This window comes from Serpentinimonas sp. SSL01 (assembly GCF_056323735.1).
This window is the reverse complement of record NZ_CM150487.1, coordinates 785,928-797,825: the sequence shown is the minus strand read 5'-3', so window position 1 is coordinate 797,825 and position 11,898 is coordinate 785,928. Positions and strand designations below refer to the sequence as shown.

8 protein-coding genes are annotated in these 11,898 nt (G+C 67.9%); 6 read left to right on the top strand and 2 right to left on the bottom strand.

The features are described 5' to 3' along the window. Window positions 1–215: 215 nt before the first annotated feature. The 6 genes from ACVMK0_RS03840 (at window position 216) to gcvP (ending at window position 8,563) form a co-directional block, all read left to right on the top strand. Window positions 216–1,394, top strand: a complete 1,179-nt coding sequence (locus ACVMK0_RS03840; protein WP_476464364.1) for a cytochrome-c peroxidase — start codon at window positions 216–218, stop codon at window positions 1,392–1,394. A gap of 264 nt (window positions 1,395–1,658) precedes the next feature. After that, the gene (locus tag ACVMK0_RS03835; RefSeq protein WP_476464363.1) at window positions 1,659–3,347 is read left to right on the top strand and encodes an electron transfer flavoprotein-ubiquinone oxidoreductase; all 1,689 of its coding nucleotides are present in this window, start codon (window positions 1,659–1,661) and stop codon (window positions 3,345–3,347) included. Between the two features lie 150 nt (window positions 3,348–3,497). Continuing rightward, a complete protein-coding gene (locus ACVMK0_RS03830) occupies window positions 3,498–3,713 on the top strand; it encodes a hypothetical protein (protein WP_045535162.1) in 216 nt (71 codons plus the stop codon). Between the two features lie 140 nt (window positions 3,714–3,853). Further along, window positions 3,854–5,071, top strand: coding sequence for a glycine cleavage system aminomethyltransferase GcvT (gene gcvT / locus ACVMK0_RS03825; protein WP_476464362.1), 1,218 nt, complete (start codon window positions 3,854–3,856; stop codon window positions 5,069–5,071). A gap of 82 nt (window positions 5,072–5,153) precedes the next feature. Continuing rightward, a complete protein-coding gene (gene gcvH / locus ACVMK0_RS03820; protein WP_045535158.1) occupies window positions 5,154–5,519 on the top strand; it encodes a glycine cleavage system protein GcvH in 366 nt (121 codons plus the stop codon). 74 nt (window positions 5,520–5,593) lie between these two features. Then, window positions 5,594–8,563: an aminomethyl-transferring glycine dehydrogenase gene (gene gcvP / locus ACVMK0_RS03815; protein WP_476464361.1), complete on the top strand. Its 2,970-nt coding sequence runs from the start codon at window positions 5,594–5,596 to the stop codon at window positions 8,561–8,563. Window positions 8,564–8,579: 16 nt separating this feature from the next. Here the strand turns inward: gcvP and ACVMK0_RS03810 are convergent, their stop codons facing one another. Further along, window positions 8,580–10,232 carry an acetolactate synthase large subunit gene (locus tag ACVMK0_RS03810; RefSeq protein ID WP_476464360.1) on the bottom strand — a complete coding sequence of 551 codons (1,653 nt, stop codon included), beginning with the start codon at window positions 10,230–10,232 and terminating at the stop codon, window positions 8,580–8,582. Beyond that, entirely contained in the window at window positions 10,229–11,863 is a 1,635-nt protein-coding gene (locus ACVMK0_RS03805; protein WP_476464359.1) for an FAD-binding dehydrogenase, read from the bottom strand. The genes ACVMK0_RS03810 and ACVMK0_RS03805 overlap by 4 nt, the downstream gene beginning before the upstream one ends. Between the last annotated feature and the right edge of the window lie 35 nt (window positions 11,864–11,898).

Below are 11,898 nucleotides of genomic sequence, written 5' to 3'. Positions count from 1 at the left end.
TGCGCTCGATTGTAGAACGTCACCGCTGCCAGCGCCGGTGCGCCAAAGCCGGCACTGGCGGCGCCCAAGTCAGCGCGGCAGTGGAGGGTGGGCCAAAAATATTTGCACACTTTTTGCAACGATTGCTTACAACTTTGATCTGCGTCAAAAACCTTAAGCTATTTAGGGATTATGCTGAGTCCAGCTAGTTTCACAACCCCCTAGGAGCGTCTACCATGAAGATTCAGGTTATCGCCGCCGCCGTCGCGCTCGCCGTGAGCGGTTTCGCCGCCGCATCGTCCAATACCCAAGCGCCGGTGCGTGTCGCTTCTGCCACCACGGGCGCGGGTGGGGCAACTGCTCCGGCGCGCGCGGCGGCCCCAGCCACCCCGGCACGCGGCGCCGCCCAAGCCACGCCAGCGCGCACCACCGTGCCGCCCATCCCAACCGCACCGGCTGCTGCATCCGATCCGTTCAAGCACCTCTACGCCCCCATTCGGCCCGCTCCCAATGTCAACTTGGGCAAGGTGGAGCTGGGCAAAAAGCTGTTCTTTGAGCCGCGCCTGTCCATGTCGGGCTTCATTTCGTGCAACTCCTGCCACAACGTCATGCGCGGCGGCGCCGACCACCTGCGCACCTCGATCGGTGACAAATGGCAAGAGGGCCCGATCAACTCGCCCACCGTGTTCAACTCGGCGCTCAACTTGGCCCAGTTCTGGGACGGGCGCGCCGCCACCCTGCGCGAACAGGCCGGCGGCCCGATCGCCAACCCGGGCGAAATGGCGTTCACGCACGAGCTCGCCATCGACGTGCTCGAATCCATTCCGGGGTACGTGCGGCAGTTCCGCTTGGTTTTTGGCAAAGAGGGCATCACCATGGACATGGTTACGGCTGCACTGGCCGAGTTCCAAACCACCCTCATGACGCCAAACTCGCGCTTTGACCAATGGCTGCTGGGTGAGACCACGGCCCTCAACGCCAACGAGCTCAACGGTTACCGGCTATTCAACGAAGTGGGGTGCGTTGCCTGCCACAACGGCCCCAACTTGGGTGGCACTGCGTTCCAGAAAATGGGTGTGGTCGAACCCTACCACAGCCGTGCCGGGGCCACCGTGATTGGGCGCGCCGCTGTCACCGGACTTGACGCCGACCGCTTCAACTTCAAGGTGCCCACACTGCGCAACGTGGAACTGACTTACCCCTACTTCCACGACGGCGGTGCCGACACCCTGACTCAAGCCGTCGATATCATGGGCCGGTTGCAACTGGGCCGGCGCTTTAGCGAGCGCGAAAACGCCGACATCGTCGCCTTCCTCAGAACCCTCACCGGTGATCAACCGCGCATCACCCTGCCGCACCTGCCGCCTTCGAGCGATGCCACTCCGCGGCCACGTCCGTTCGCGCGCGACCGCTAAGGCGCCCTGCCGCTGCGCACCCCAGCTTAGGGGTGCGCGCGGCTTGGCTTTGGGTGTCAACACCGGCAACTCATAAACCGCCGCCCCATCGTGGCGGTTTTTTCATGCCCGAAACTCAGGGTTTACCCGCGCCAGCGGCTCCTGAGTCGCGCAAACGACGGCCATGCAGGCCGCGCGCCGCCTACAATGGCGCACCCTCGAATCTGACAGTTTGCCGTAAGTTTAGGCACACGGCTGTGCCGCCCTCAATCACCGCAATACCGCATGAAAACCCCTGAATCGCTACTGGAACAACACGGCCCACGCGAGGCCATGGAATACGACGTGGTCGTGGTCGGCGGCGGCCCGGCCGGGCTGGCTTGCGCCATCCGTCTCAAGCAGTTGGCGGCCGAAAAAGGGGCCGAGTTGAGCGTCTGCGTGCTGGAAAAGGGCTCCGAACCCGGGGCGCATATTTTGTCGGGCGCGGTCATGGACCCGCGTGCCCTGAGCGAGCTGCTGCCCGACTGGAAAGAGCGCGGGGCGCCCTTGCACCAGAGCGTGAGCGGCGACGACGTGCTGTTTTTGAAAGAAAAATCGGCCACCCGCACCCCGGACTGGCTGGTGCCGCGCAATTTTCACAACCACGGCTGCTACGTGATCAGCCTTGGGGCGGTGTGCAAGTGGCTGGGCGAGCAGGCCGAAGCGCTGGGCGTGGAGATTTTTCCCGGCTTTGCTGCGGCCGAGCTGCTGTACACCGAATCCGGCGCGGTCAAGGGCGTGGCCACCGGCCACCTGGGGTTGGGCAAAGACGGGCAACCGGGGCCCGACTTCCAACTGGGCATGGAGTTGCACGCCAAATACACCGTCTTTGCCGAGGGTGCGCGCGGCCACTTGGGCAAGCAGTTGATCGAGCGCTTTGCGCTGGATGCAGGCAAAGACCCGCAAGCCTACGGCATCGGCATCAAAGAACTGTGGGAAATCCCGCCTGAGCAGGCCAAACCGGGCCTGGTGGTGCACACCGCCGGCTGGCCGCTGGATGCCCGCACCTACGGCGGCGGCTTTTTGTACCACCTCGAGGGCAACCGGGTCACGCTGGGCTTCGTGGTCGGGCTCGATTACGCCAACCCTTGGTTGAGCCCGTTTGAAGAGATGCAGCGCTGGAAAACCCACCCCAGCATCTGCGCCCACATTCAGGGCGGCAAGCGCATCGGCTACGGCGCGCGCGCCATCACCGCCGGCGGCCTGCTGAGTCTGCCCAAAACCGTATTCCCCGGCGGCGCGCTGGTGGGCTGCGAAGCCGGCTACCTGAACGCCGCGCGCATCAAGGGCAGTCACGCGGCCATCAAAAGCGGCATGCTGTGCGCCGAGGCCGCCTTTGAGGCGGTGCAAGCCGGCCGCAGTGGCGACGAACTGAGCGCCTACCCGGCCGCGTTTGAGCAAAGCTGGCTCCACGAAGAGCTGGACCAGGCGCGCAACTTCAAATCGTGGTTCAAAAAAGGCAACACCGTGGGTGCGCTCATGACCGGCATCGAGCACTGGCTGCTGCCCAAAATCGGCCTCAAGCGCCCCCCGTGGACGGTGCACCGCCACGCCCCCGACCACAGCTTGCTGCGCCCGGCGGCCGAGTGTGCGCGCATCGACTACCCCAAACCCGACGGCAAGCTCACTTTCGACCGCCTCTCCAGCGTCTTTGTGAGCAACACCAACCACAACGAGCACCAGCCAGCGCACCTGACGCTGCGCGACGCCGCCGTGCCCGTGCAGATCAATCTGGCGCGCTACGCCGGACCCGAGCAACGCTACTGCCCAGCCGGGGTGTACGAGTTCGTTGCGGCCGATGGCGGCGGCGAGCGCCTGCAGATCAACGCCCAGAACTGCGTGCACTGCAAAACCTGTGATATCAAAGACCCGACGCAAAACATCGTCTGGGTCACGCCTGAGGGCGGCGGCGGACCGAATTACGCGGGCATGTAAGGCCCCCTGAGGCCCCTCGCAAGGGCTTCAAAATTCTGTGTTAGGGTAGATGGTGGCCACGTTTTTGGGCCCCCGCTGCCTAGCAGGGAACCAGAGCCGGGTGCTCAGTATCAAGCCGTCGCCGTTTTTCTTCAACCCTCAGGAGTCAACATGGATTTCTCTAAAGTTTTGGACAAGGCCTACCACGGCCTGCCCGTATCCGAAGTGGCCGAAGCCCCGGTCGATGCCTTGTATGGCGTTTCGGCCGCCGACGCGGAAAAGCTCAAAGCGGCTTTTGGCATCAAGACCGTGCGCGATCTGGCCACCAACAAGTACTTTCTCGCGGCACAAGCCATCGTCGACGAGGCCGACGACCTCGAAGATTAAGAGGCTGGGTGCAGCGTCTGCGGGCCCCTCCATCCGGACGGTGGCCCGTTTTTATTGCCCGCTGGTTGTTTCGTAGGCTCATTGCACCTACCAGACGCCTGCGCTGGCTGCGACTGCTTTCTGCGCTACAGTCATGCGCCATGAGCGCACCCCAATCCACCCCAAGCACCCCATCCGCTTTGGCTGCTTCGCCCCCCCATGGCACCCCCACTGCGGCTGCCCCTTCAGCCCCCGCCCTGCAGCGCACGCCCCTGCACGCGCTGCACCAAGAGCTGAGTGCGCGCTTGGTGCCCTTTGCCGGCTACGAGCTGCCGGTGCAGTACCAGGGCAACGGCCTCGGGCTGCTGGCCGAGCACCTGCACACCCGCGCCAGCGCCAGCCTGTTCGACGTCTCGCACATGGGGCAGGTGCGCCTGAGCGGCCCCGACGCGGCGGCTGCGCTCGAAACGCTGCTGCCGATGGACGTGCTCGGCCTCGGGCTGAACCAGCAACGCTACGGCCTGCTGCTGGCCGACGACGGCGGCATCCTCGACGACCTGATGTTCGTCAACCGCGGCGACCACCTGTGGCTGGTGCTCAACGGGGCCTGCAAGGCCGCCGATCTGGCCTACCTGCAAGCGCGCCTAGGCCAGCGCTGCGCCATCGACGCCCTGCCCGAGCAAGCGCTGCTGGCGCTGCAGGGCCCACTGGCCGCCACGGCCTTGCAGCGGCTGCTGCCGGGGATTGAAAAGATGGTGTTCATGCAAGGCGCGGCGCTGCCTTGGCAGGGCCACGCGCTCTACGCCACGCGCAGCGGCTACACCGGCGAAGACGGCTTTGAGATCTCGCTGCCCGCAGCCGCTGCCGACGCCTTTGCGCGCGCGCTGCTGGCGCAACCCGAAGTGCAGCCGGCGGGCTTGGGGGCGCGCAATTCGCTGCGCCTCGAAGCCGGGCTGTGCCTGTATGGGCAAGACATCGATGCCGGCACCACCCCGGCCGAAGCGGCGCTTGGCTGGGCGATCCAGAAAGTGCGGCGCAGCGGCGGCGCGCGTGCCGGCGGCTTTGCCGGCGCCGAGCGCGTGCTGGCCGAGCTCGAAGGCCGCCAGCCGCTGGTTCGACGGCGCGTGGCGCTGCGGGCCAGCGAGCGCGTGCCGGTGCGCGAACCCGCGCCCCTGCTGGATGCTGCCAGCGGCCAAACCATCGGACAAGTGAGCAGCGGGCTGCTGAGCCCGAGCCTGAACCAGCCGATTGCCATGGGCTACGTGCCGCCCGAATACGCCGCCTTGGGCAGCCAGCTGCACGCCGTGGTGCGCGGCAAAACCGTGCCGATGACGGTCAGCGCCCTGCCCTTCGTGCCCACGCGCTACCATCGCGGCTGAAATCGCCGCCGAAATTTCGTACGCCCCCACCCGGGTCTGCGCGACCCAAAACTCCACCCCTTAGCTGCAAGGAAACCCTGTCATGAGCCTTAAGTTCACCCCCGATCACGAATGGCTGCGCCTCGATGGCGACTGCGCCACCGTCGGCATCACCGCCCACGCCCAAGACGCGCTGGGCGATGTGGTGTTTGTGGAACTGCCCGAAGTCGGCGCGCAGCTGGAACAAAAAGCGGTCGCTGGCGTGGTCGAATCGGTCAAGGCCGCCGCCGACCTCTACATGCCGGTGAGCGGCACCGTGCTCGAAGTCAACGAAGCGCTGCGCGCCGACCCGGCGCTGGCCAACACCGACCCGCTGGGCGCAGGCTGGTTTTTCAAGCTGCGCCTGAGCCAACCGGCCGAGCTCGACGCCCTGCTCGACGAAGCCGCCTACAGCCAGCTGACCCAGTAAACGCCGCACCGCACCGCCGCTCCAACCCATTTCGCCCCACCCCGCGCCGCCCCATTCCCCCAGACCCGCCTGCGATGACCCACCCTGCCCTACCCAGCTTGAGCGAGCTCGAGCAGCCGACCGAATTCCACGCCCGCCACATCGGCTTGAGCGCCGCCGACGAGGCGCAGATGCTCGCTGGCATCGGTGCGGATTCGCGCAACGCCTTGATCGGGGCCATCGTGCCGCCCGGCATCGTGCGCGCCGAACCGATGCAGCTGCCGCCGGCCGTGGGTGAGGCGGCGGCGCTGGCCGAGCTCAAAGCCATCGCGCAGCAAAACCAGCTGCTGCGCAGCTTCATCGGTCAGGGCTACTACGGCACCCACACGCCGGGTGTGATTCTGCGCAACATCCTCGAAAACCCGGCCTGGTACACCGCCTACACCCCCTATCAGGCCGAGATTTCGCAGGGCCGCATGGAGGCGCTGCTCAACTTCCAAACCCTGGTCTGCGACCTCACGGCGATGGACATCGCCAACGCCTCGATGCTCGACGAAGCCACGGCCGCGGCCGAAGCCATGACGCTGGCCAAGCGCTCGGTCAAGGCCAGCGGGCACACGATTTTGGTCAGCGCCGACTGCCACCCGCAGACCATCGAGGTGCTGCAGACCCGCGCCGCGCCGCTGGGCTTGGTGGTGCAGCTGGTGCATTCTGGGCCCGAGTGGCTGGCCGCGCTGCAGCAAGACGACTACTTTGCCGCCCTCAACCAATACCCCAGCAGCAGCGGTTGGTTGGCCGATTGGCAAACCAGCGCCGACCTGATTCACGCCAAAGGCGCGGCGCTGCTGCTGGCCACCGACCTGCTGGCGCTGGCCGTGCTCAAGGCCCCGGGCGAGATGGGGGCCGACATCGTGTTTGGCAGCAGCCAGCGCTTGGGCATGCCCATGGGCGCGGGCGGCCCGCACGCCGCCTTTCTGGCCTGCCGCGAGCCCTTCAAGCGCTCGCTGCCCGGCCGCTTGGTGGGGGTGAGTGTGGATGCCCACGGCCATCGCGCCTACCGGCTGGCGCTGCAGACGCGCGAGCAGCACATCCGGCGCGAAAAAGCCACCTCCAACATCTGCACCGCCCAAGTGCTGCCGGCGGTGATCGCCAGCATGTACGCGGTCTATCACGGCCCACAGGGCCTGCGCCGCATCGCCGAGCGCGTGGCGCGCTACACCGCCATCTTGGCCGCTGGGCTCGAGCAGCTCGGGGTGCGCTTGGTGCACCACAGCGCCTTCGATACCCTCACGCTCGACCTGGGCAGCGCCGCCGCCGCCGAGCAGCTGCACCAGCGCGCCGTGGCCGCCGGCATCAACCTGCGTCGCTACGTGGGCGAGCGCGCCGCCTGGGTCGGCATCAGCCTAGACGAAACCTGCACCCGCGCCGATTTGCACCGGCTCTGGGCCTTGCTGGCCGACGGCGCGCACGCGCTCACCTGCCTAGGCGAATTGGAACACGACACCGCGGCGCGCATTCCGCCCGCGCTGCGCCGACGCAGCGCCATCCTCGCGCACCCGGTGTTCAACCGCCACCACAGCGAAACCGCCATGCTGCGCTACATCCGGTCGCTGTCGGATCGCGATTTGGCGCTGGACCGCACGATGATCCCGCTGGGCTCGTGCACCATGAAGCTCAACGCCACCAGCGAGATGATCCCCATCACCTGGCCCGAGTTTGCCCACATGCACCCCTACGCCCCGGCGGCGCAGATGCAGGGCTACCGGCTGCTCGACGAGCAACTGCGGCACTGGCTGTGCCAGGCCACCGGCTACGCTGGCATCAGCTTGCAGCCCAACGCCGGCTCGCAAGGCGAGTACGCCGGTCTGCTGGCGATCCGCGCCTGGCAGGCTGCGAACGGACAAGGTCAGCGCGACATCTGCCTGATTCCGCAGTCGGCGCACGGCACCAACCCGGCCACGGCACAGATGGTGGGGCTGCAGGTGGTGGTGACGCGCTGCGACGAAGCCGGCAACGTGGACATGGCCGATCTGCAAGCCAAGTGCGAGCAATACAGCGATCGGCTGGCGGCGGTGATGATCACCTACCCCAGCACCCACGGCGTGTTCGAGACCTCGGTGCGCGAGCTGTGCGCGCTGGTCCACCGCCACGGCGGCCGGGTCTATATCGACGGCGCCAACCTGAACGCGCTGGTGGGCTTGGCCGCGCCGGGCGAGTTCGGCGGCGACGTGAGCCACCTGAACCTGCACAAAACCTTTTGCATCCCGCACGGCGGCGGCGGCCCCGGCGTCGGCCCGGTGTGCGTGGTACCCGATCTGCTGCCCTACCTGCCCGGCCACGCCAGCGCCGCCGCTGCTGGTGCCTACACCGGCCGCGCCGCGCCAGCGACTGGCGTGGGGGGCAGCGCGGCTGCGCAGCAGCCAAGCGTGGGGGCCATCTCTTCTGCTCCTTTGGGCAACGCCGCCGTGCTGCCGATCTCGTGGATGTACATCCGCATGATGGGTGCCGACGGCCTGCGCGCCGCCACCGAGAGCGCCATCCTGAGCGCCAACTACATCAGCCGCCGCTTGGCCCCCCACTACCCCACCCTGTACGCCAGCGACAGCGGCCACGTGGCGCACGAGTGCATCCTCGACTTGCGCCACTTCAAGGAAAGCTGCGGCGTGATGGCCGAAGACGTGGCCAAGCGCCTGATCGACTACGGCTTCCACGCGCCCACACTCAGCTTTCCGGTGGCCAACACGCTCATGGTCGAGCCCACCGAGAGCGAGCCGCTGGCCGAAATCGAGCGCTTCATCGAGGCCATGATCGCCATCCGGGCCGAAATCAGTCAGATCGAAGCCGGCCACTGGCCGCGCGCCGACAACCCGCTCAAGAACGCCCCGCACTGCGCCGCGCAGCTCACGCGCACAGACTGGCCGCACCCCTACCCGCGCGAAGTCGGTGCCGCCTTGCACGGCAGCGCCTTGGCCGGCAAGTACTGGCCCCCGGTCGGGCGGGTCGATAACGTCTATGGCGACCGCAACCTGTTTTGCACCTGTCCGCCGCTGGAAGAGGTGCAATGATGGGCGATCGGGCTGCTTAGGGCGCCACGGCCCGCTTGACGCCAAGCGCCAGCGGCCGCGGCAAGTGGCGCAGCGAGCGCAGCAGATAGGGCAACAGGCGCAGCTTCAAACCGCTGACCGAGCGCGGCACCACGGCTTCGATCAGGTGCGGGCCCGGTGTGGCCAAGGCGTGTTCGAGGGCAGCCAGAAAATCCTCGGTGCTGCTGGCGCGGCGCGAGGGCACGCCCATGCCTTGCCCCAGCGCCACGAAATCCAGCGCCGGCTGGCTCAGGTCGAACTGCTGCTGCGCGACGCTGCCGCCGGCCTCGGCCCCGACGCGCTGCAACTCCAAGTTCAAAATCGCATAGCTGCGGTTATTAAAAACGATGTTGATCACATGCAGCCGCTCGCGCGCCATGGTCCAGAGCGCTTGCAGGGTGTACATGGCTGAGCCGTCGCCGTGGAGCGCAATCACCGGCCGGTCCGGGCAGGCCAGCGCCGCCCCCACGGCGCATGGCAGGCCCTGCCCGATCGCGCCGCCGGTGAGGGTCAGCAGGTCGTGCGCCGGCGCCCCAGCGGTGTAGAGCGGCAGCAGCAGACCGGAGGTTTGCGCTTCATCGACGACGATGGCGCGCTCGGGCAGCAGGTGCCCAAGCGCTTTGCAGACCTTGTCGGCGTTGAACTTGCCGCTCGGGCGCGCGGGGCGCTGGACTGGCTGCAAGGCGGGCGTGGCTTGCGCCGCGCCTGCGGTGTGCACCAGTTGCTCTAGGCTGGCAGCCACGTCTTGCTCGGCGCTGCACAGGGTGTGCACGGTGCAACCATCAGGCACCAAGCGGCTGGCTTGACCGGGGTAGGCAAAGAACGAGACAGGCTCTTTGGCGTCGATCAAAATCAAATGCGCGAGCCCGCGCAATTGCACCGAGGCCAGTTCGGCCAAGTAGGCGATGCGCTCGATTGCGGGCAGGCCGGCCCCGCGCTGCAGGCGGGTTGGGAAGGTTTCGGCAAACAGCTCCACCCCGGCGTGTGCGGCCAAGCGCGCCGCCGCCAGCAGGGCCGGCTGGCGCAGTGCGCGCCCACCCAGCAGCAGCGCCTTGCGCCCCGGGCCTTGCAGCACGCGGGCCAAGCGCTCGAGGCTGGCGGTGCTGGCCAAAGATGGCGCGGCAGCGGGGGCCAAGGCCTGCGGCTGCGCGCCCTCGCTCCACGACACATCGGCGGGCAGGATCAGGGTGGCCACGGCACCCGGCGGGCCGATGCAGGCGGCCAGCGCCTCGGTGGCGTCGTGGCACAGCACTTGGGTGCTGGCTGAGGTGCGCACCCAAGCCGAGGCGTTGCGCGCCACGGTTTCGATGTCCGACTGCAAGGGCGCGTCGTGCTGCACGTGGCTGCGGGCGTGGTCGCCAACGATGTTGAGCAGCGGCACCCGCGCCTTGCGGGCGTTGTGCAGGTTGGCCAGCCCGTTGCCCAAACCGCAACCCAGATGCAGCAAGGTGGCGGCGGGTTTGTCGGCCATGCGCGCGTAACCGTCGGCGGCCCCGGTGGCCACGCCCTCAAACAAGGTGAGCACGGCGCGCATCTGCGGTGTGCGGTCGAGCGCGGCGACGAAGTGCATCTCCGAGGTGCCGGGGTTGGTGAAACAGGTGTCGATCCCGGCATCGACCAGGGATTTGAGCAAGGCTTGGGCACCGTTCATGGCGTGGCTTCTTGGTTGATGTGGCGCGCCGCGGCACGCGCCGTCAGGATGCAGGCGGGCAAAAAGGTGCCCTCGAGCGAGCGTTTTCCGCAGGCCCCGCCGCCACCGAATCCGGCCACCTCGCCCACGGCGTACAGTCCGGGCAGCGGCTGGCCGTGCGCGTCCAGCACCCGGCTGTGCAAGTCGGTCTGCAAGCCGCCCAGGCTTTTGCGGCTGATGAGCCGCAGTTGGATCGCGATGTAGGGCCCGGCCCCGCGCTGGCTCAAGGGGGCGGGCGCACAGGTGCGCAGCCGATCGGGCCCCCAAAGGCGGGCGTGCAGAATGCGGCGGATCTGCTCGTCGTTGCAGTGCGCCAGCCCGGCGCTGAACTGCGCGTCGTAGGCGGCGACGGTGGTTTCTAGGGTGCCGGGGGCCAGATCTGGGTTGCCGGCCAGCGCGTTCATGCGCTGCGCCAGCTCGGGCAGCGTGTCGGCGGCGATGAAATGCGGGCTCTCGGCCAGCATCTGGCGCACCAGCCGGTGGTTGCCGAGCAGGGTTTCGCGCAAAAACGCCAGCCAGCGCCGCTCGCGGATCTGCAGGTTGTGTTCGGCACCCGAAATCGCCAGCTCTTTGGCGGCGATGCGCCAGTTGAGCAACTGCCACGTGTAGCCGCGCGGCTGCGCCGCCACCCGCTGGCACAGGTCGTGGGTGTCAAAACCGGTCACTAGGGGTTGGGGCCCGATGCGCCGCCCAGCGCTGTCGAGCCAGAGCGCCGATTTGCAGGGGATGAGCGAGAGCCCGTGGCCCTCAAAATGCGGCTGCGGATGCGGCACCCCGGCGGCGTAGTTCCACATCCGCCCAGCGTGTGTGACTTGGCCACCCAGGGCCTGCACGCGCTCGTGCAGCGCGCCATCGGCATAGGGGTGGGCGCCGTTGAGCAGTTCGCTCGGTGCAGCCGCGCCCGCGGCAGCCGTGGGCCAGTGGCGGCGCACCTGCTCCAAGCTGCCGTTGATGCCGCCGGTGGCCACCACCACCTGCTCGGCCTCAAAATGCTGCTCGGCCCCGCTGCTTTCGTCGATGGCGAGGGCACCGCTGATGCGGCCCGCCTGCTGCGTGAGTTCGGTCACGCGGTGCCGGTGCCGCAGCTGCAGCCGTGGTGCGCCGCTGCTGCGCCCGGCTTGCTGCAGGGCGGCGATCACGGTTTGCGTCAGGTGCGCGGCGGTGCCCCACAGCACGTGGTAACGCGGCAGGCTGTTGCCCTCGCCGTACTGGCCGCGCTCGACCCAGTTGACAGCAGGCAAAAAGCGCAGGCCCAGCCCGAGCAACCACTCATAGACCTCGGGCGTGCTGCGCTGCACGTAGTGTTCGGCCCAGCGCCGCGGCCACAGCTCGCTGGCATCGAGCTCGCCAAAGCGCAGCCAGTCTTGCAGCGCGCGCTCGGGGCTGTCGGGGATGCGCTTGCGCCGCTGCAGCGGGGTATCGACCAAGCACATGCCGCCAAAGGCCCAACGCGCCAGGCCGCCTAGGCGCTGCGGGGTGTCGCGGTCGAGCAGCGTGACGCTGCGGCCAGCGCGCAGGCACTCCAAGGCCGTGACCAAACCGGCCAGCCCCGCGCCGATGATCAAGACTTCGCTGCGTGGGTGGCTAGGCATGGCGGGGCTGCAGGCTGGGTGGCTGGCTGGGTGGG